Source organism: Citrobacter sp. CRE-46 (genome assembly GCF_059615875.1).
Genome location: NZ_CM184341.1, coordinates 4,138,272 through 4,158,508, shown reverse-complemented (window position 1 = coordinate 4,158,508; position 20,237 = coordinate 4,138,272). Strand labels below are relative to the sequence as shown.

Genomic DNA, 20,237 nt, shown 5'->3' with positions numbered 1-20,237 from the left:
ACATCCAGGCATACTGCGTGTCATCTGATTACTGATGTTATGGAGTTATTTATGCCTATCGCTTTATTTGCACTGACGATAAGTGCCTTCGCTATTGGCACGACTGAGTTTGTGATTGTCGGCCTGGTGCCGACCATTGCTCAACAACTGGCGATCTCGTTACCTTCCGCCGGAATGTTGGTTTCAATCTATGCGCTGGGCGTAGCTATTGGCGCGCCGGTGCTGACTGCTCTGACCGGACGCTTACCGCGTAAACAGTTACTGGTCGCGCTGATGGTCTTGTTTACGGCCGGGAATTTGCTGGCATGGCAGGCACCGGGCTATATGACATTAATCGTCGCCCGTCTGCTGACGGGGCTGGCGCATGGTGTGTTCTTCTCAATTGGCTCTACCATCGCGACAAGTCTGGTGCCGAAAGAGAAAGCGGCTTCCGCGATCGCCATTATGTTTGGCGGCTTAACGGTGGCGCTGGTTACGGGCGTGCCGCTGGGGACATTCATCGGTCAGCATTTTGGCTGGCGCGAGACTTTTCTTGCGGTATCAATGTTAGGCGTGATCGCGCTGATTAGTAGCCAACTGCTGATCCCGGCCAACATTCCCGGTCGGGCGGCCGCCAGCATTCGTGACCAGGTGAAAGTGCTGACCCATCCTCGTCTGTTGCTGATTTACGCTGTTACGGCGCTGGGCTATGGCGGTGTATTCACGGCATTCACCTTCCTGGCGCCGATGATGCAGGATCTGGCAGGATTCTCCCCGGCAGCAGTAAGCTGGATCTTGCTGGGCTATGGCGTATCTGTGGCTATCGGCAATATCTGGGGCGGCAAACTGGCAGATAAGCATGGTGCCGTTCCTGCGCTGAAATTTATTTTCGCCGCACTGTTTGTTCTGCTGATGGTCTTCCAGGTGACCGCATCCACTCAGTACGCCGCACTGGCCACTATTCTGGTGATGGGGATCTTTGCCTTTGGCAACGTACCGGGTTTGCAGGTCTACGTTGTTCAGAAAGCCGAACAATTCACGCCTAATGCGGTAGATGTGGCATCAGGACTCAACATTGCAGCGTTTAACATTGGTATTGCATTGGGTTCAGTGATTGGCGGGCAAACGGTGGAGCATTACGGTTTGGCGCAGACGCCGTGGATTGGTGCCCTCATTGTTCTGGTGGCTTTCTTACTGATGGGCGTCAGCGGTCGCCTTGATAAACCTGTACGCATTGCTCTGGGGTAAATCATTGATGTAAGCGCCCACTTACAAAACAAACTGCAATTGTTCGTTGAAAGTGAGTGCTAAAATCCCTATAACAGAAGAACCAGTCCGGCTGCGGACTGGTTGACGTTACAGAGGTTTGAAAGTCTAAAGTGCGAAAAAACACCTATGCCATGCGTTATGTTGCCGGACAGCCCGTTGAGCGGATTTTACCGCCAGGGTCGTTTGCGCATATTGGCCAGGCATTACCCGCAGGCGCTCCGTTAAGCAGTGAAGATCGCATTCGCGTGCTGGTATGGAATATTTTTAAGCAGCAGCGTGCAGAATGGCAGTCGGTGCTGAAAAATTTTGGCAAAGATGCGCATCTGGTGTTATTGCAGGAAGCGCAAACCACGCCTGAACTGGTGCAGTTTGCGACCGCTAACTATCTCGCTGCCGACCAGGTACCCGCCTTTGTGCTGCCTCAGCACCCCTCTGGCGTCATGACGCTCTCTGCCGCCCATCCTGTTTACTGCTGTCCATTGCGCGAGCGTGAGCCTATTTTACGGCTGGCGAAATCGGCATTGGTGACGGTTTACCCATTGCCTGATACGCGTTTATTGATGGTGGTAAATATCCACGCGGTAAATTTCAGCCTCGGCGTTGATGTTTATAGTAAGCAGTTACTTCCTATTGGCGATCAGATTGCCCATCACAGCGGTCCGGTGATCATGGCGGGTGATTTTAATGCCTGGAGCCGTCGACGGATGAATGCGCTGTACCGCTTTGCGCGCGAAATGTCGCTGCGCCAGGTGCGCTTTACCGACGATCAACGCCGACGCGCGTTTGGTCGCCCTCTCGATTTTGTGTTCTATCGTGGTTTGAACGTGAGTGAAGCCTCTGTGCTGGTCACCCGCGCATCTGATCACAATCCGCTACTCGTTGAATTCAGTCCCGGCAAACCTGAACAATAACGGTGTGTCAGGTCTGCCGTAGGGCAGACCTGTAGTGGTGCTGCCCTTCCTATTAAACAACAACCGAAGGACAACACAATGACAACACGCTCCCATCATGACAACGTCGAAAAACAGTTTGGCTCTCAGGCTAATGCCTATTTGACCAGTGCGGTACATGCCTCTGGCCGCGATTTGCAACGCCTGTCCGCAAGATTGTCAGCATTTCCGCAAGCCCGGTTACTGGATATGGGATGCGGAGCAGGGCATGCCAGTTTTGTGGCTGCGCAACACGTCAGGCAGGTCGTAGCTTATGATTTATCTTCACAAATGCTTGAAGTGGTGGCGGAGGCGGCAAAAGACAGGGGGCTGGAAAACCTCTCCACGCGCCAGGGTTATGCCGAAAGCCTGCCATTTGAAGATAACGCGTTTGATGTGGTGATTAGCCGCTATTCCGCGCATCACTGGCATGATGTCGGGCGCGCGCTGCGGGAGGTGAACCGCGTCCTGAAGCCCGGCGGCGTACTGATCGTGATGGATGTGATGTCGCCGGGTCACCCTGTACGTGATATCTGGTTACAAACCGTGGAAGCGTTGCGTGATACCTCGCACGTACGCAATTATTCCAGCGGGGAGTGGCTGTCTTTAATCAATGACGCGAATCTCATTGCTGACACCTTGTTAACTGACCGCTTGCCGCTGGAGTTCAGTTCGTGGGTTGCGCGGATGCGTACGCCTGCGGCGTTGACCGAAGCGATTCGTTTATACCAGGAGAGTGCATCTGCTGACGTGAAGGCCTACTTTGCATTACAGGAAGAGGGGTCGTTTACCAGCGACACGATAATGGTAGAGGCGCATAAAGCAGGATAAATAAAAAAGGCACTGGGGGGAAACCAGTGCCTTCATTTCTACAATGTTATCAGGAGTCCGGCATACCGTTGTTTTTCACAAACAACGTTAGCTGATCGCCAGGCTGCAGGTTATCCGTGTCGCTATTCCAGCGCATCACATCTTTGATGTTAACCCCGTGACGTTTGGCAATGCTCGACAGCGAGTCGCCCTTACGCACACGATAGGTGATGCTATCGCTGTTATTAGCCAGGCGCTGCGCGCTGGTTCCAGCGCCTACCGTCAGGCTTTGGCCTACTTTCAGGGAAGAACCACGCAGATTGTTCCACTGTTTCAGGTCTTTTGTGCTCACGCCAAGACGTGAAGCAACGCCAGAAAGCGTATCGCCAGAGCGAACTTTGTAGCTACGGCTGTTCAGCGGCGTGTTATCCGCGAGCAGCGTTGACTGCACGGCTGCAATTTCGCCTGAAGCCAGAGACTCACGCAGCTTTTCTGCATGCTTCTTTGGCACCATCACATATTGCGGACCGCTGGCACCCAACGTGGAGCCTTTCACGCCTGCATTGAAGGTCTTCAGCTTGCTGACGGATATACCCGCCATATCGGCAACCTGAGCCATCTCAACCGGGCTATTCAAGCGAACACGTGCCAATGCGCGGCTTTCGTCTGTTGTAGGCAGACGCACGCCATAGCGCTTGCTGTTTTTGAGAATATCGCTCAAAGCCAGCATTTTGGGCACATACAGCTTCGTTTCCTGAGGCAACGGTAACGACCAGAAGTCGGTGGATTTACCACGCGCTTTGTTCGTTTTGATCGCCTTCATCACGCGACCTTCACCGCTATTATAAGCAGCAATGGTCAGCAGCCAGTCGCCATCAAACATCTTGTTCAGACGCTGCATCATGTCGAGCGCGGCAGTCGTGGAAGCCACAATGTCGCGACGTGCATCATAATTGCGGGTCTGCTTTAAACCATAATTGCGCCCCGTGCTCGGAATGATCTGCCAAATACCTGCGGCATTGGCGCCAGACGTTGCGTGAGGATCAAAAGCGCTCTCCACTATGGGTAGTAATACCAGTTCCATTGGCATGTTACGTTTCTTAACCTGCCCGGCTATCCAGTACATATACGGCTCTGCCCGTAAAGTTACATCGTGGAGATAGCTCTTATTGCGTAAATACTTCTGTTTCTGTTCGCGAATCCGGCTGTTTTCCGGAATTCCCATCTTTAGCTCGTCACCAATGAAAGCCCACAAATCTTGATCAGCAGCGATAGATGTTCCATCGTCCATCCATCGCGCCTGACTTGTAAACTTTCCTGCTTCCCCTTGACCAGCTGCAGAAAGGCTCTGTGCGTGCTGTTGGACGTTACCAGTATTCTGGCACCCAACAAGCAGGACAGAGGCGAGTAATATCGCTTTTGCCTTCATGTGTGTGTCAATAGTTGCTTAAAAGACGACCGATCATAACGGCGAAGTTTTCAAAAGGCAACCCGGAATTGTCAGAACGTATCTTTCTTTGACCTTAACCAGGCAAAACGCTCTTCAGGTTGTTGCAATATTGTTTCTTTGTTTATTTCATTAATTAAATCAATATCTTCAGTTCGCAAAAAAATATTATTTCGCCGCTCATTTTTCAGAATTACGGGTAGTGTCATTTGTTTTTTTACGCGTAACTCATTAACTTTACGATAATATTCATTTATGAACGAATCGTGCGGGAGGATGCTTAAAGCAAACTTCATATTTGCTAATGTGTACTCATGCGCGCAACAAATCAAAGTATCATCGGGAAGTGCGCTGATCTTTTTAAGTGATTGATACATCTGTGTTGCAGTACCTTCGAAAAGCCGACCGCAGCCACCAGAAAAGAGCGTGTCGCCACAAAACAGGTAAGGGTGACTAAAGTAACAGATATGTCCTAAAGTGTGACCCGGCGTAGCAATTACCTTAAATTCATGCCCCAATACGAGAGCAATATCGCCATCTTCGACTATGTGCGTCGTTCCCTTATCTTGCGTTTCAGCCGGTCCGTATACCACTATTTGTGGGAAGTGTTGCAGGAGTTCTTTCACGCCGCCAACGTGATCCTGATGATGGTGGGTCAGCAGAATGGCCTCTGGCACCCAGTTATGTTCTGCAATGGCTTGCAGAACTGGGGCGGCTTCTCCCGGGTCAACAATCAGACAATGTTGGTCATTATTTGACAGGACCCAGATGTAATTGTCCTGAAATGCAGGAATACTGTTAAGATTCATATCTTACCTCTCAATGCGAAACGGAAGGTTATGATGAAACCGGCAAGGATCCCTCAAACTGTCGTAGCGCCCGTGAGCTGGGATGATTTACCCTGGGGCGAATACTATCGTGAGGCGCTGGAGCATCAGCTTAACCCGTGGTTCGCAAAAATGTACGGTTTTCATCTGCTTAAAATTGGTAATTTAAGCGCAGAAATCGATTCTGAAGCGTGCGCGGTTTCTCATCAGGTTAATGTTTCTTTGCTGGGTTCTCCCATGCAGGTAACGGCCGATCCTTTACATCTGCCCTTTGCCGACAAGTCGGTGGATGTCTGTTTGTTGGCCCATACGTTACCGTGGTGTGACGATCCGCATCGGTTACTGCGCGAAGCCGATCGTGTGCTGATTGATGACGGCTGGTTGATTCTGAGCGGGTTTAATCCGGTAAGCCTGATGGGACTGCGTAAACTGGTGCCGGTATTGCGCAAGACCCCGCCTTACAACAGCCGGATGTTTACCCTCATGCGTCAACTGGACTGGCTCTCTTTGCTAAATTTTGAAGTGCTGCACTACAGCCGCTTTCATGTTCTGCCCTGGAACAAGAAAGGCGGGAAAATGTTAAGCGCCCATATTCCTGCCCTGGGATGTTTGCAACTGGTGGTCGCACGTAAGCGAACCATCCCACTTACGCTCAACCCAATGAAACAAAATAAAAGCAAAACGCCTATCCGCCAGGCCGTTGGCGCTACCCGGCAATACCGCAAGCCGGACGCTTAAGACTCGGCCTGATACCCGATATCATCCTGAGTGGGACTCATTGCCGCGGCGCGCGCAAGCTCATCACAGCGTTCGTTTTCCGGATGGCCCGCATGGCCTTTAACCCATTCCCATTTGATTTGATGCGGACCCAGCGCGGCATCCAGACGTTTCCACAGATCGACGTTCTTTACCGGTTTTTTATCTGCCGTTTTCCAGCCGCGCTTCTTCCAGTTGTGGATCCATTGTGTAATGCCCTGGCGCACATACTGGCTGTCGGTGCTGAGTATCACTTCACACTGTTCTTTCAGGGCTTCCAGCGCAACGATTGCCGCCATCAACTCCATGCGATTATTGGTTGTGAGGTTGTACCCTTCACTAAAGGTTTTTTCGCGCCCGCGATAGCGTAAAATTGCCCCGTAACCACCTGGCCCTGGATTTCCCAGGCAAGAACCATCGGTGAAAATTTCTACCTGTTTAAGCATCTCTGGTAGACTTCCTGTTTTAGCAAATCGAAATCAAACGATAAGTCTGACATAAATGACCGTTATGAGCACTGGAATTACACGACAGGTAGTCCTTGATACCGAAACCACCGGTATGAACCAGATTGGCGCCCACTACGAAGGCCACAAGATCATTGAGATCGGTGCGGTCGAAGTGGTGAACCGCCGCCTGACCGGTAATAACTTCCACGTTTACCTGAAGCCGGATCGGCTGGTGGATCCGGAAGCGTTTGGCGTACACGGAATCGCAGACGAATTCCTGCTCGATAAGCCTACGTTTGCCGAGGTGGCCGACGAGTTTCTCGACTACATTCGCGGCGCGGAGCTGGTCATCCATAACGCATCGTTTGATATCGGCTTTATGGATTACGAGTTTGCTAAGCTCAATCGTGATATTCCGAAAACCAACGAATTTTGCAAAATAACCGATAGCCTGGCGCTGGCAAGGAAAATGTTTCCTGGCAAGCGAAACAGCCTTGATGCGTTATGCTCGCGCTATGAAATAGACAACAGTAAACGAACCCTGCACGGCGCATTGCTCGATGCCCAGATTCTGGCCGACGTTTATCTGATGATGACCGGTGGGCAGACCACGATGGCGTTCTCGATGGAAGGTGACAGCCAGCAGCAAAATGACACGGGGATCCAGCGCATTGTTCGGCAGTCCAGTAAACTACGCGTTGTTTTCGCCACTGATGAGGAGTTAGCGGCCCATGAATCGCGCCTTGACCTGGTGCAGAAGAAGGGGGGAAGTTGTCTCTGGCGGGCGTAAATGACCCAATTACAGTGCAGAAATGACCATTCGGGTGATTTTTGCAGCAAACGATTAAAAACGTGAGAAAAAGCGTTGACGAGGCGCGAGGCAATCCGTAATATTCGCTTCGTTCCCGAGCGGAACACAACGCGGAGTGGTAGTTCAGTTGGTTAGAATACCTGCCTGTCACGCAGGGGGTCGCGGGTTCGAGTCCCGTCCATTCCGCCACTATTCAGATAGCCTGAATCAGAAATGATTCAGGCTTTCGTCGTTTTAGCCCACCCCAAATAACAATCCCATCATTACACTGCATTGCAACCTCCGCGCTGCCGGGCGGGAAACACATCAGGTCATCCTTAACCCGACGCATATCGTAGAGGCGATTAACCCGCGAAGTGATTCATCACGCAGGCGAAGCGGGGTGAAAAGTTATCGCCAATAAGAACCGTTTCCTCATTCAGGCGCTTCAGCATATACAGCTTGTCGGCACGTTCGTAAGCGTCGAAGAAGAGGTAATCGACAGCATCCGTTGCGTCATCATCGGGGGATTTTTCACGTCCATCGGGAGTGAGCATGAAAACGCCTGCGGTATGGCCGAGCGGACGGGCGTAGCGAAAGAACAGTTTTCGGCTAACAGTGAACTCACCATCATCACTTTTGAATTTCCCCTGTACTGACAATGAAAGGTGTCCGGAATTGTAGCTAGTGATCAGCATAATTCCGTTGAGTTCCTTTTTGCTATTTTGGATGTCGAGTATCGACGTAAATTCCGATGAGCATGAAAAGCTGATTTCTTGTTTCTTCGCATTCCCGACGATAATGAAAAAAGCAATGGCCGCCAGCCCAAAAATGGCAATTACCACTGACCACAGTAAAGGAGAGTGATCGCTTTCCTGCTTCATATCATTCCTCATAATGACGATACTGGCTGACGCAATGGTAATAGCCGAGGTTTAGTCCGCATTCAGCGGCAAACGACCACTCAACCAGGTTATGGTTGCTCGCCCACGTATTAAGATAGAGATCTTTTGGATGCGAACAGTTTGGGTTAATCCCTACTGACTTGAATATATCCAGCGCTTTCTTTTCAGTTATGGTATCGGTAAGAGCATTCCCTAATATATGTACCCGGCATTGCTCGTAGTCGATTGTCCGCAGAATAGCTGCGTCCGTCATGGCGATTTCATTGGGTATCCATGTTAACCACGCTGTCGCCAGCACTGCGATACCGGTGATTAACGTTGTTATCGCGACTGGCCATCGGTTTCGGTTCTTTTTGTTGAGCTTCTTTGCAACATGGGCAATTCGCGCTGGAGTTTGCGCCTCTTCCAGTTGCTGAATATTGATATTGACGTCGCCCATCCGAAATCCCATTCGCGGAATGGTGACGATGAGCTCGGCAGGGTGACCCGTTGACGTTATTGCTTTGCGCAGAAATGAAATGTGCTGGTTGAGATTGGCATCCGTCGCCCGGGCGCCATTATGCTGGAAAACATTCAGCAGAATTTCATCGCGCGAGGAAATCTCTTTACCATTTTGCAACAAATAGAGCAGTAATTGCGTTGCCACATTATTCAATGTCGCCATTTCACCCGATGTCAGGTCTTTTAGGGTATTTTTATTTGGTCTGAAAACTAAGCCATCACCAATAATTACGGATTTAATTTTGTTTATTGGTATATGAGAAATCACTGATGTCTCCTTTAAAGCAGGATATCTCGCATTCGAGTGGGGGAAGCAATAGCATAACATAATTTATTTATAAAAAATGGTTGCGCCATAGATCGCTTCATTAATATTTATATAACAATATTTTAATATTTCTTATAAGTTGTCTCATTCTCCTTTCTCTCTGTCACTATCTTATTGTCATTACTCGCTTTTGATATCCACTTTCATTTTTACAAAACTTTCATAAATACATTTTGCCTGGTATCCGGACTAAATAAAAAAATAGTTGATAGATAAAAACTCTATAAAAATGCAAAATAATAGATATTAACACTGGTATGCGCCTGGATTCTGGTGGTTTTTTAGGTAAACGATCGTTATGCAGGCGGTGATACAACACGATTCCCTGAGTTTGATTAATACCGTATTTTTGCATTGTGTCATTTTTCTGCCGACTTAATATAAGCCCCGAAACAGCCTGAATAGCTGTGGACGGTATTTCGTATGGAATGCCAATGATGTTCAAAATAAGGGGCGGGTTGAGATGGATTGTTTGCAGGGATATGCGCTACCGCCACCTGCAGATCAGCATTTCCCTGACGTTAAGTGTCTGCGGAAATAGATCGTCGGAATAACTAAAAACGGATATAAGGTTAAGTAGTAATATGAAAATGAAAAACGTGGCTGTGGCCTGCGCGCTGATGGCGGGAATGACTTTGACTGCCTCTTCTGCTTTCGCTGCAAAAAATGTCGAGCCGACTAACGGTAAAATTCAATTCACCGGTTCTCTGGTTAATTCCGCATGCGGTCTGGCACCTGAATCCAGCCCGGTGCAGGTTAATTTTGGTGAGATCCCAACCTCTCAGTTAAAAGACAACCAACGCGCTGGCGTTAAGCATGCCAAAATCGTTCTTCAGGGCTGCGACACCACCGTTGCGAAAACGGCCACTGTGACCTATACCCCGGCAACAATTGATACCGACAACAACGCCCTGGCCGCATTCACCTCTGGTACTGCAAAGGGCGCGGGTATTGGTATGGTTGACAGCGGCAACCAGGACGTGGAATGGGGTAAAGCTGCCTCTCAGGTCAACATCACTGACGGCGAAACCGACATTGATTTCGTTGCTTATCTGCAGGCAAACAACGCTTCTGCAGCGGTAACGCCGGGTGATTTCGAATCTACCGTTAATTTCCAGATCGACTATCAGTAATTACCCGCAGCGGGCGCATTAATGCGCCTGCTTAACCCTTCCTGCGAATAACTGAAAGGAAATACGGTTATGCCTGGATGGCGAATTTTACTGCTTTTTGTCTTTATCTCGCCTGCATGGGTTATGGCTGGCGCCAATCGTCTAAACAGTACGCCCGGCAAAATGCGCATGCGAGGAAATATTATTGAGGCAGCCTGTTATGTTGATCCGCGCGACCGGTCGCTACTGGTTGAATTCGATGATCTCTCTGCCAGAGATATTTCCGGAAGACCAGAAAAAGTGTCCGCGCATGATTTCAGTATTCATTTGCTGGGATGTTCATTAGGGGATTCTCAACATTCCGGGAATGTGTTTCAACGCGCCAATATTACCTTTTCTGGTGCGCCCGACAGGGACAATCCTGATTATCTGAGCGTGCAGTCGGAAACTGAAAATTTAGCAATAGAAATATACGACAGCAAAGGACAGCAAATTCGTCTGGGCGAACCATCACCAGATTATGTGCTTAACCCAGGGAAGAACACACTCAACTTTACGGCTTATTTGATCTCCCGTGACGGAAGAATGACATCCGGCGAATTTACTGCGGTCACGCATTTTGTTGTGAATTATCTCTGAGCTGCACTGCAATTCGGGTATCTGAAGGTTTGCGAACGAAAATGATCACGCTGAAAACAGATAAAAAACGCCTGGCGCTATTTATTACTCTGGTTTGTGCCTCTGCATGGGCTGAAGCGGATGAGGCCATTGAATTTAATACTGACGTACTGGACGCCAGTGACCGGCAGAATGTCGATTTACAGCGTTTTTCCGAAGGCAACTTTGTGACTCCCGGAGAATATCTGCTGGATGTTCGAATTAACAGCCAGGAAATTCCTCAGCAGTCGATCCGCTATATTGTCGATCCTGCCAACCCGCATAAATCCATGGCGTGTCTGACGCAGCAACAACTCGAATTACTGGCGCTCAAAGAAGAGGCGCTGACCTATATTCATCCGATTAGCGCGACCTGCTATGACATTTCCCGTCTGCCGGGCGTAGCGTTGAATAATAGCGCAGGCGTACTGGACATTACCGTGCCGCAGGCATGGATGAAATATACCGATCCCGACTGGACGCCGCCGGAGCGCTGGGATAATGGCGTCGCAGGGCTGATTTTTGACTACAGCATCTCGGGTCAGGCCACACATTACGAGCAGGGGGGCGATCATTACCGCTCTCTTTCTGGCTACGGGCAAACAGGCTTTAACCTCGGCGCGTGGCGCTTTCGCGGGCAGTATCAGGCCAATTACGCTTCCGATGATAATCGTGGGCGTATCGACTGGGATCAGATCTATGCTTATCGCCCATTACCGATGCAGGCGGCAAAACTGACGCTTGGCGAAATCTATCTGAATTCGCAGGTTTTTGATTCGGTACGTTTCACCGGGGTTAACCTCGCCAGCGATGAGCGTATGTTGCCACCGAATTTGCAGGGTTACGCGCCTGAAGTCCATGGCATCGCGCGGAGTAACGCGAAGGTCACCGTCAGTCAGCAGGGACGTGTTATCTATCAAACCACCGTTCCTGCGGGGCCGTTTAATATTCAGGATCTGCACGGCTCGGTACGCGGCACATTGGATGTACGCGTTGAGGAGCAGGATGGCAGCGTACAAACCTTTCAGGTTAATACCGCCGATATTCCCTACCTGACGCGCCCAGGCTACGTTCGCTACAACGCCGCGGTCGGTAAGCCATCGCTTTACAACCATGACATTCAGGGCCCTGCGTTTTATACCGGCGATTTCTCATGGGGGGTCAGCAATGCGTGGTCGCTGTACGGCGGCGCGCTGCTCACTGGCGATCGTTATAACGCCTGGTCGATGGGGATCGGCCGGGATTTGAGCTGGTTGGGAGCGTTATCGGCAGATGCGACGCAATCCGTGAGTCGGGTGAAGCATCAGGCTGAACAAAAAGGCATGTCCTTTAAGCTCAGCTATGCCAAAACCTTCGATGAATACAACAGCGCTATCACCTTTGCCGGGTACCGCTTTTCACAGCGTAACTTCCGCACTTTTTCGCAGTTCCTCGACGAACAGTATGCCAATAACAACAGCGCCGGCAACGAAAAAGAGATGTACACCATCACCGGTAACAAAACCTTTTTTGCCGACGATCCGCAGTTAGCCACCACGCTGTATCTGACCTACACCCACCAGAACTACTGGGATCGTCGTTCGCAGGATCGTTACGGCTTGTCGATGGGACACAGCTTTTCGTTGGCGGGCATCCAGGGGATTAGCGCCAACCTTGCGGCTTACCGCTCTGAGTATCAGGGCAAACGGGACGACAGTCTTTCGCTTTCAATTTCGATTCCCTGGAGCGATGGCCGATCCATGGATTATGAATTGCAGAACAGCGGCAACCAGACCAGCCAGATGGTTTCGTATTCCGATAACCGCGACCGTAACAATCCATGGCGTTTGCGCGCAGGGGTTTCCGGTGAAGGGCACACGGCATTTGATGGCTATTACAAGCACCGCAGCATGATGGCGGAGCTGGAATCTAACGTCAGCTGGCAGCAATCACGTTATTTCTCCGTAGGCGGCACGATGCGCGGCGGTTTTACCGCGACGCGTCACGGTGCGGCGTTGCACAACAGCCAGGCGTCAATGAATACCGCCAGAGTGATGGTCGATACCGACGGTGTGGCGAATGTACCGCTGAACGGCGAACAGGCGCACTCAAACCGCTTCGGTATTGCCGTGGTACCGGACGTCGTCAGCTATCACAGCTTTGATACCCGTATCGATGTGGACGCAATGGACGAGGATATTTCCGCGACCAAAGCCATTGTCACCAACACCCTGACGGAAGGAGCGATTGGCTACCAGCGCTTTGCCGTGGCGCAGGGGCAAAAAATGATGGCGCTGCTGCGCCTGAAGGAGGGTTCGGTCCCGCCGTTTGGCGCCGAAGTGTTTAACGCCAACGGCGTCAGCGTCGCCATGGTGATGGAAAACGGCATGGCCTGGATTGCCGGTGTGAATCCAGCCGAGCGTCTTTCCGTGGCCTGGGGCGGTCGAGCGCAGTGTCACTTACAGGTGCCACAACAACTCAACCCGGAAGGTAACGTGCTGTTGCCTTGTGAATAATTTCAATAACCAGAATGAATTTTGTCATGAAAAATCAAGCTTTTTACTCCGTGCAGCGTTGGCTCAAACCCGTGGCTTGTGGCCTGCTTTTTATTGCAGAGATCAACGCTTCCTGGGCGGGCATTGCGCTCGACCGTACCCGGATGATCATCACCGGCGATGCGCGCTCTGTCAGTGCGAACTTAACCAATACCAGCCCGAGCATTCCGTTTTTGGCCCAGTCGTGGGTGGAAGATGCCAACGGAACAAAAGTTACCTCGCCGCTGATGGTCTTACCGCCGCTGCAGCGAATTAACGGTGGGCAAAAAGGCATTGCCCGCGTGACGAAAACCAGCGGGATTAATGCGCTGCCTCAGGATCGTGAAAGCCTGTTCTACCTGAATGTGCGTGAGATTCCACCTAAGCCTGATAAGCCTAACGTGCTGCAACTGGCGATGCAGTCGCGCATCAAATTGTTCTACCGGCCGACCGCCATCGTGCCGGAAACGCCGGGCGCGGTATGGCAAAACCAACTGGTCTTTCACAAGCAGGGTCTACGCTGGACCGTGGATAACCCAACGCCATACTTCGTCACCTTGATCGGTTTAAGCCGTAAGCCGGAAGCGCAGGGCGGCGGCAGGCTGACTGACTTCCCCGGGGTTATGATTTCACCAAAATCCTCGCTTGATTTCAGCGTCACCGACGGCAGCGTCAGCCAGTTCAGCATGATGTATGTGAACGATTTTGGCGGTCACCCTGAATTGAAATTCAGCTGCACAGGCAATGTGTGTAAAGCATTGCCGATGGAGCAACAGCCCCGGTAAAGGACTCGTAAATGAAAAAGATGCTTTGCGCTCTGCTGATGGCTGGTATGGCCTGCCCGGTTCAGGCCACTAGCGGCCGCCAGGATATGAGCAACGTTTCCGGCGAGTATGGCAACGTCCGCTTTCACGGTCGGGTATTCGTTTCGCCGTGCGTGCTGGATATGGCTTCACGCGATCAGACCATCGATCTGGGTGATATTTCCGCCAGCCGCTTTCGCCAGAGCGGCGATCGCAGCGATCCGGTATTAGTGACGCTGAACCTGAATGGCTGCTTAAAAGGCTCTGGCCATACCTTAAGGGATTTTCCCGGACAGACCAGCGAAATGCCGGAGCTGGCGCATAGCACGGTGGAACGTGGCGTGTCGATGACGCTGATGGCCGAGGATGCGCCGGAAAACAGCGATCTGGGGCGTATTCGCGGCGATGTGCGTGGTGCGGGCATTCGGCTACTGACCGAACGCAACCAGTTGATTCACCTGAATCAACCGCAACGCATGTGGATCCTCAAACCGGGCGATAACGCGATTCACTTTCTTGCCGCGCTGGAATCTTTTGGCCCGGAGGTGACCGCTGGCGAATTTAACGGTCTGGTCAGACTTAAGCTGGAGTATCTATGAGCGTATTGCACAAAGCGCTGCTGTGGGTCGCCCTGGCTGGCTGTCCGCTGGCCGGGCAGGCATTTACTCAGGGTGAAGGTGAACCGCAGGGCGGGTCGCCGCATCAGTACGATATTGAACTGAGCTCGCTGGACGTCAGCAAAAACCATGTTGGCGGCAGAACGGATCCGTTCACCTGGAATTTAGGCAGTTGGTATGTCGTGGATTTTCATTGTGAGCAGGCCGACATCTCGCGACAGCCGATTTATTACACCACCACGACCACCATGCCGCCTTCTAATCAGGGAGCGAACCGTTTTCGTCTGAATGAGTACTTGGATGTGGAAGTGAAGGTATGGGTCGCCGGGCGGTATAACAACTACGTTCAGGCACCGTTTACCAACTTTTCGAATCGCTACAACGACCATAATTGCAAAAAGCGCAAAGGCTACGAGCGAGCCACTAACATTGAAAGTGGGTCTAAAGGAAAAGTGACGTTTATTGTCACTAAACCCATTATTAACGGCATCAATATCACTTCTCAGTCACTGGTGGAAGTTGCTGGACGTCTGGGCAATGCAGGCCCTACGCCGACAACGCCAATTTCCCGTGTGGTCATTAAATCCGGGCTCATTACCGTGCCGGATAAATGCACCTTCAATCGGGGAGACAAAATCAGCATTGAGTTTGGCGATCTGTCCGGATCCGCTGCAAAGCTTAACGGCACCAATTACAGCAAGTCGATCCCGATACACGTGGTCTGTGAAGGTGGCAGCTTCGATCAGGGCGCGCTGAACATCAATTTAGGTGTACAAACCACCACGGCGTCAGGTACGGCTGGGTTTAACGATCATCTTCTCGGCACGTTGAGTGGCGGACAGAAACGCGACGATCTCGGCATTCTGATTAAAGACGAGAGCGGCGGCACCGTCGTGCCCAATCAATTCTACAACGTGAAGGGTTTTTACCAGAATCAGGGCGACTGGAATCTCACTGCCGCACCGGTGGCAAAGCCGGGCGTGGGGAGCGTTCAGGAAGGTGAGTTTGAAGCCTCTGCCACCGTTGTCGCGCAGTTTCAGTAGGGTAATACCATGACTTTCAGAACGTTAATCGCGGTGAGTACGCTGCTGTTTGGCGCAACGGTTCAGGCTGACACCAAACTGGTCGGCGGCGATATGTATTTTCACGGCACCATCAGAGCGCTGGCCTGCAGCCTGGCGCCCGGCGGCGACAAAATCGAGGTCGATTTCGGACAAATCGCGACGCAGGATCTCTATCTCTCGGGGCGCAGTAAACCGGAAAAATTCAGCATCCAGCTACGCGACTGCAACCCGGAGGTCTTCCGTGGGATCTCGGTCACCTTCAGCGGCAAGGAAGATGCGGAGCTTACTGATCATCTGGCGCTGGATAGCAGCGAGCAGGGCGGGGCGTCGGGGATCGGGATTGGGATGAGCGAAGACGATGGCACGGCAATCCGGCTTGATGAAAGTACATCAGTTACAGAGATTACTGAAGGAGCGATGACGCTGAATTTTTTGGCGTGGGTCGCGGCAGAGCCGTCGGCGATAAAAAACCAGTCCCTTGAATACGGTCCGTTCAGCGCCAGCGGGACCTGGACGTTGAATTACCAGTAGCATGATGAACGCACTGAATCGTATTGCGCCGCTGCCTGGCCAGAAATTATTGCTGATTGTCAGCCTGTTTTTCTGGTGCGGGATCATGCACTTCTACTGGCTGAATAACGGCGGCAGCGGTCTGTCGTTGCCGCTTAATATTACCAGTTGGATCTACGCTGCGGTATTGGCTGCAAGCGTAACGATGCTACTGCCTCGCCGACGCTGGCGCATCACTGTACCTGCCATGGGATTTACGTTGGGTGCGCTCATCCTGACGCTGCTTTGTCTGCTGACGCCGGGCGTCTGGCGGTCCGAGGCGTTGCTGGTGATGGGGGCGCTATTGGGTGGGGTGCTTGTCTATCTGGTGACATTGCAAATTCCACTTACGGTAAACGTTCGCACGGCATTGCTGGCCCTGTTATGGGGGGCATGCGTCATCGAATGCGTGGCGTTTGTCTATCAGTACTGGCATTGGCCGGGCGTTGATTACTGGGAGTTTGCCTGGCGGCGTGGCACGCGGCCCTACGGTATTTTTCAGCAGGTTAATCTGCTGGCCAGTTTCACGGCGTGCGGCGTGTTGCTGTCAGCGCTGCTCTTTTTACGCCTGGGCGGCAGATACCGAATTGTTATCGGGATTGCTCTGGTGATGATGGGATTTGTGCTGCATGAATCCCAGTCGCAAACCGGCTTTTTGTCTCTGGCGGTCGGCGAAGTGTTGCTGCTGGCGGTGTTCCCTGCACAACGCCGCACATTGTTGCTACTTCTGTTGCCACTGGCGTTAGGTATGGCGGCAGGCGCGGCCGCTCGCCATTTTTTGTCCGTTGCCACGGTAGATCATTTAACGACTTCTCATGTGCGCTGGACGGTGCTGAAAACATCACTGGCATTATTTGCTGAACGTCCGTGGATGGGATGGGGCGTGGGCAGTTTCGCTGCTGTTTTTCTCGAACGAGCGGGGCCATTGGGGCTGAGCAGCATCTCGCATCCACATAATGAACTGGTGCTGTGGCTGGTGGAGGGCGGTCTGGTTGGGCTGGTGGGCTCGCTGTGTTTTATTGCGGGTGGGTTATGGCTCTGGCTGCACGGAAATCGCTGGCGTCGTGCCTGCCTGGTGGCGGCGTTGCCGGTGGTTATCCATATGTTGACGGAATACCCGGTCAGGCAGTCAACGCCACACTGGTTATTGCTGATCCTGCTGCTTCGTTGCGCGGATGGCGCGCTAAAAGGGACAAGTCTGACGCGCCCGGCGACGTCGTTGATTCGTGGGCTGGCATTTATCTCGTTTCTGATAGCCACTCCCTTGTTGCTTCTCACGCTACAGACGCAACAGCAACTGACGCTGGCGGAACGGCAGTCAACACAGTGGCAACTTGCCGAATCGCTCCCGGTAGGCGGCTGGTTGCTTGCCACACGCTACCGGTTTGATCTCCAGATGGGATACCTGCAACGGTATCAACGTACCCGGGATGCTCGCTGGCTGGAGTTGGTTCGCCGCTGGGCGCCTGACTATGTGCGTGTTCACCCGGACCCGAATATCTCCTTCACGCAAATCTTGCTGGCGTTACAGCAGCGCGACGTGACCCAGGCGCACCGTCTGGCGACGCGCTTTTACCTGATCTACCCGAACGATCGCCGTATCTCCTGGTTACAGGATGCACGACGTCCTTTTAATCAAAAAATGGAATGATATGAACAGACTCAGCGAACAGGCTCAATATGTACCAGAGCTTCCCCGTAATGCCGAACTGCTGCGGATCTCCGGGATCCGTTTGCAGCGCATTCATTTTTTTGATGATGCATCACTGGATGTCCGTGAGGTGTTAAGCCAGGTACGCACGCCGCTCCCGCTGGATCTTTTTTTCAAGCATCTTTCTGTCAGCGCGAAACAGCAGCTGTTTATGTGGCAAATGCAGCGGGTGCTCGTACTTCCAGGAAGCTATTCGCTGAATTTATCCGTCAGGATGCTGACCTGTCTGTCGTGGATCTCGCGACTCACCAGGCAGGCGCATCAGGGGCGGATTGTTATTGAAATTCAGGATCCCGCGACCATGATGCGTCTGGAAAAGGCAGAGCAGCAGGCGGTATGCATCGCCATAAAAACCCTGGTGCGTCATGGGTTTCGCGTGTGGCTGGATGACGTTTCGCCTGAGCTGTTTTTTGTCTGGCGACTGTCTGGCATCCGTTTTGATGCCATTAAAATTGAAAGCGGGATGTTTCATCAGTTCAGATCATCGGAGTGGCAGTTGCGGGTACTGGTCAATCAATTTCGCGGGCTGGGAGAGCGGGTGGTGATCGAGGGAGTAGAAAGCGCGCAGGATTACGCCATCTGCCGTATGAGCGGCGCAGATGCTGTACAGGGCTTCTTTTTTGAGCAGGAGATTGTGCCGAAAAGCCTGAATCATTGCTGATTCAGGCCCTGGGGATTACTCGCTCAGCGTCTGCGCGATATCTTTCTGTACCTGCTGGCGCTGTTCCGGAGTCAGCACTTTGTTCAGGTCGAAGTAGTATTTCACGCGATAATAACGCGCTTGTTGTTCGATATTGCTGAACGCGGAAAGCTGCTTCTTGACGGCGATTTCATCCCATTTCCCGGACTTGATAACGTCAATCAATGCGCCGTCTTTAACATCTTTCACTGAAATCTGGCTGACGTTGGTTTCAAGCTGCTGGTGCAGTTTTTTGATCTGCGCAACCTGGTCGGTGGTCAGCTTAAGGTGCTGGACTACCGGGTCCTGAGCTGGGGCGGGAACGTTGGATACATTTGCTGCAAACGTGCTAAAAGAAGCGCCAGCTACGGTTGCAGCCAGCAAAGTCATGCGAACGAAGTTCTTCATTATTGAAATCCTGATAAAGGAATTATTAACATTGTCAGACACTCGCCGGTTACGAGTGATTATCCCTTGCAGAATACGTTGCCTGAAGCATGTCGCCACGCGAATTTGTTTTGCGGTTGGTTACGGAGTGCAACAATCCCGCTATGCAAAAATGTTGCGCAGCGGGAGGAGAGGCGATATCTACAGCGCAAACGGGTCGGCGTCCTGCCAGGCGGGAAACTTTTCGCGATACTCACGCAGCGCCGAGAGCGACAGGTCAGCGTCAATGCGCGTGGCCTGATGCGGCTCGGCGGTGGCAATAATCTCACCCTGTGGATTTATCACCCGGCTGTCACCGCGATAATGATGACCGTTACCGTCAGTTCCTACACGGTTACATCCTGCTACATACGCCTGATTCTCAATCGCCCGTGCAGTGAGCAGAACCTGCCAGTGCAGCGAACGCGGCGCGGGCCAGTTAGCCACATACAAAGCGAGGTCGTAATCGTTACGGTTGCGCGACCACACCGGAAAACGCAGGTCATAACAGATTAACGGCAGAATGCGCCAGCCGCGCCATGCAAAAATAACGCGCGCGTCTCCCGCCTGGTAATGCTGATGTTCATCCGCCATGCGGAACAGATGACGTTTGTCATAGAAATGCACATTACCTTCAGGCTCGACCAGAAAAAAGCGGTTAACCGCACCGCGTTCGGAGTGAATCGCGGCACTGCCTGCGATCAGGGCGTTCGTCTGTTGCGCTTTGGCGCGCATCCAGCTTACGACCTCTTCCTGCGGCAGCGATTTGTTTGCTGCTTCCATCGCAAATCCGCTGGTAAACATCTCGGGCAACACAATCACATCACGTCCGGTGACGCTTTCCAGTTGGCGGTCGAAATGGCGCAGGTTGGCCGGGCCATCCATCCAAATCAACGGTTGTTGCAGCAGAGTAATTTTCAAACCAGGCACGATCGAGGCTCCTCGTTGAACAACATTTTGACACTGTAGCATGAGCTTTAACGAAAATGTGGCAATAAGAAATCTCCCCGCATATAGCGTAATGCTGTTCAGTTAACGCCTCTGTTTCAGAAAGCATCATCAGTATTGGTAGAAGTTATGAATATGCTGTCTCAGAGAAAGGGTTCCGTTCACCTC

At 51.9% G+C, this 20,237-nt stretch carries 20 protein-coding genes, 1 tRNA gene and 1 pseudogene; 15 read left to right on the top strand and 7 right to left on the bottom strand.

What is annotated here, in order from left to right:
- The first annotated feature begins 51 nt into the window (after positions 1 to 51).
- The 3 genes from AC534G_RS20335 to AC534G_RS20325 all read left to right on the top strand — a co-directional run bounded on the left by AC534G_RS20335 (position 52) and on the right by AC534G_RS20325 (position 3,008).
- Entirely contained in the window at positions 52 to 1,227 is a 1,176-nt protein-coding gene (locus tag AC534G_RS20335) for an MFS transporter (RefSeq protein WP_110498717.1), read from the top strand.
- Between the two features lie 131 nt (positions 1,228 to 1,358).
- Complete coding sequence (locus AC534G_RS20330) at positions 1,359 to 2,159, top strand: endonuclease/exonuclease/phosphatase family protein (RefSeq protein ID WP_038637479.1); 801 nt, start codon at positions 1,359 to 1,361, stop codon at positions 2,157 to 2,159.
- Between the two features lie 78 nt (positions 2,160 to 2,237).
- Positions 2,238 to 3,008 (top strand): class I SAM-dependent methyltransferase, encoded by a 771-nt coding sequence (locus tag AC534G_RS20325; RefSeq protein WP_110498716.1) that lies wholly within the window; start codon positions 2,238 to 2,240, stop codon positions 3,006 to 3,008.
- 49 nt (positions 3,009 to 3,057) lie between these two features.
- Here AC534G_RS20325 and mltD read toward each other — a convergent pair whose 3' ends face one another.
- The gene (mltD, locus tag AC534G_RS20320; protein ID WP_042310500.1) at positions 3,058 to 4,416 is read right to left on the bottom strand and encodes a murein transglycosylase D; all 1,359 of its coding nucleotides are present in this window, start codon (positions 4,414 to 4,416) and stop codon (positions 3,058 to 3,060) included.
- A gap of 71 nt (positions 4,417 to 4,487) precedes the next feature.
- Positions 4,488 to 5,243 (bottom strand): hydroxyacylglutathione hydrolase, encoded by a 756-nt coding sequence (gene gloB / locus AC534G_RS20315; protein WP_069323837.1) that lies wholly within the window; start codon positions 5,241 to 5,243, stop codon positions 4,488 to 4,490.
- Positions 5,244 to 5,276: 33 nt separating this feature from the next.
- Here gloB and AC534G_RS20310 point away from each other — a divergent pair, with 33 nt between their 5' ends.
- Positions 5,277 to 5,999, top strand: a complete 723-nt coding sequence (locus AC534G_RS20310) for a class I SAM-dependent methyltransferase (RefSeq protein ID WP_038637488.1) — start codon at positions 5,277 to 5,279, stop codon at positions 5,997 to 5,999.
- Here AC534G_RS20310 and rnhA read toward each other — a convergent pair.
- Positions 5,996 to 6,574: pseudogene (gene rnhA / locus AC534G_RS20305) on the bottom strand (ribonuclease HI). The gene AC534G_RS20310 and the pseudogene rnhA sit on opposite strands and share 4 nt — an antisense overlap.
- Here rnhA and dnaQ point away from each other — a divergent pair.
- Positions 6,528 to 7,256 (top strand): DNA polymerase III subunit epsilon, encoded by a 729-nt coding sequence (gene dnaQ / locus AC534G_RS20300; RefSeq protein WP_069324010.1) that lies wholly within the window; start codon positions 6,528 to 6,530, stop codon positions 7,254 to 7,256. The pseudogene rnhA and the gene dnaQ overlap by 47 nt on opposite strands.
- A gap of 133 nt (positions 7,257 to 7,389) precedes the next feature.
- A tRNA-Asp gene (locus AC534G_RS20295) sits at positions 7,390 to 7,466 on the top strand.
- Between the two features lie 155 nt (positions 7,467 to 7,621).
- Here the strand turns inward: AC534G_RS20295 and AC534G_RS20290 are convergent.
- Both AC534G_RS20290 and AC534G_RS20285 read right to left on the bottom strand, forming a co-directional pair.
- Positions 7,622 to 8,140 (bottom strand): FidL-like protein, encoded by a 519-nt coding sequence (locus tag AC534G_RS20290; RefSeq protein ID WP_038637494.1) that lies wholly within the window; start codon positions 8,138 to 8,140, stop codon positions 7,622 to 7,624.
- Between the two features lies 1 nt (position 8,141).
- A complete protein-coding gene (locus AC534G_RS20285; RefSeq protein WP_226809209.1) occupies positions 8,142 to 8,825 on the bottom strand; it encodes a winged helix-turn-helix domain-containing protein in 684 nt (227 codons plus the stop codon).
- Positions 8,826 to 9,574: 749 nt separating this feature from the next.
- On the opposite strand from AC534G_RS20285, the gene AC534G_RS20280 reads away from it, so the two are divergent.
- The 9 genes from AC534G_RS20280 (at position 9,575) to AC534G_RS20240 (ending at position 18,677) form a co-directional block, all read left to right on the top strand.
- Positions 9,575 to 10,123: a fimbrial protein gene (locus tag AC534G_RS20280; RefSeq protein WP_038637500.1), complete on the top strand. Its 549-nt coding sequence runs from the start codon at positions 9,575 to 9,577 to the stop codon at positions 10,121 to 10,123.
- 69 nt (positions 10,124 to 10,192) lie between these two features.
- Positions 10,193 to 10,741, top strand: a complete 549-nt coding sequence (locus AC534G_RS20275) for a fimbrial protein (protein ID WP_038637503.1) — start codon at positions 10,193 to 10,195, stop codon at positions 10,739 to 10,741.
- A gap of 41 nt (positions 10,742 to 10,782) precedes the next feature.
- Positions 10,783 to 13,254, top strand: coding sequence for a fimbria/pilus outer membrane usher protein (locus AC534G_RS20270; RefSeq protein WP_038637505.1), 2,472 nt, complete (start codon positions 10,783 to 10,785; stop codon positions 13,252 to 13,254).
- 26 nt (positions 13,255 to 13,280) lie between these two features.
- Positions 13,281 to 14,057: a fimbrial biogenesis chaperone gene (locus tag AC534G_RS20265; protein ID WP_110498715.1), complete on the top strand. Its 777-nt coding sequence runs from the start codon at positions 13,281 to 13,283 to the stop codon at positions 14,055 to 14,057.
- 11 nt (positions 14,058 to 14,068) lie between these two features.
- Positions 14,069 to 14,674 carry a fimbrial protein gene (locus tag AC534G_RS20260; RefSeq protein WP_038637513.1) on the top strand — a complete coding sequence of 202 codons (606 nt, stop codon included), beginning with the start codon at positions 14,069 to 14,071 and terminating at the stop codon, positions 14,672 to 14,674.
- Entirely contained in the window at positions 14,671 to 15,735 is a 1,065-nt protein-coding gene (locus AC534G_RS20255) for a fimbrial protein (RefSeq protein WP_496594459.1), read from the top strand. The genes AC534G_RS20260 and AC534G_RS20255 overlap by 4 nt, the downstream gene beginning before the upstream one ends.
- A 9-nt stretch (positions 15,736 to 15,744) precedes the next feature.
- Positions 15,745 to 16,287 carry a fimbrial protein gene (locus AC534G_RS20250; protein WP_110498714.1) on the top strand — a complete coding sequence of 181 codons (543 nt, stop codon included), beginning with the start codon at positions 15,745 to 15,747 and terminating at the stop codon, positions 16,285 to 16,287.
- 1 nt (position 16,288) lies between these two features.
- A complete protein-coding gene (locus AC534G_RS20245) occupies positions 16,289 to 17,956 on the top strand; it encodes an O-antigen ligase family protein (RefSeq protein ID WP_199981037.1) in 1,668 nt (555 codons plus the stop codon).
- Between the two features lies 1 nt (position 17,957).
- Positions 17,958 to 18,677 carry an EAL domain-containing protein gene (locus AC534G_RS20240; protein WP_038637529.1) on the top strand — a complete coding sequence of 240 codons (720 nt, stop codon included), beginning with the start codon at positions 17,958 to 17,960 and terminating at the stop codon, positions 18,675 to 18,677.
- Positions 18,678 to 18,692: 15 nt separating this feature from the next.
- Here the strand turns inward: AC534G_RS20240 and AC534G_RS20235 are convergent, their stop codons facing one another.
- The gene (locus AC534G_RS20235) at positions 18,693 to 19,103 is read right to left on the bottom strand and encodes a Spy/CpxP family protein refolding chaperone (protein WP_110498713.1); all 411 of its coding nucleotides are present in this window, start codon (positions 19,101 to 19,103) and stop codon (positions 18,693 to 18,695) included.
- Between the two features lie 180 nt (positions 19,104 to 19,283).
- A complete protein-coding gene (locus AC534G_RS20230; protein WP_038637535.1) occupies positions 19,284 to 20,051 on the bottom strand; it encodes an amidohydrolase in 768 nt (255 codons plus the stop codon).
- Positions 20,052 to 20,237: the final 186 nt, after the last annotated feature.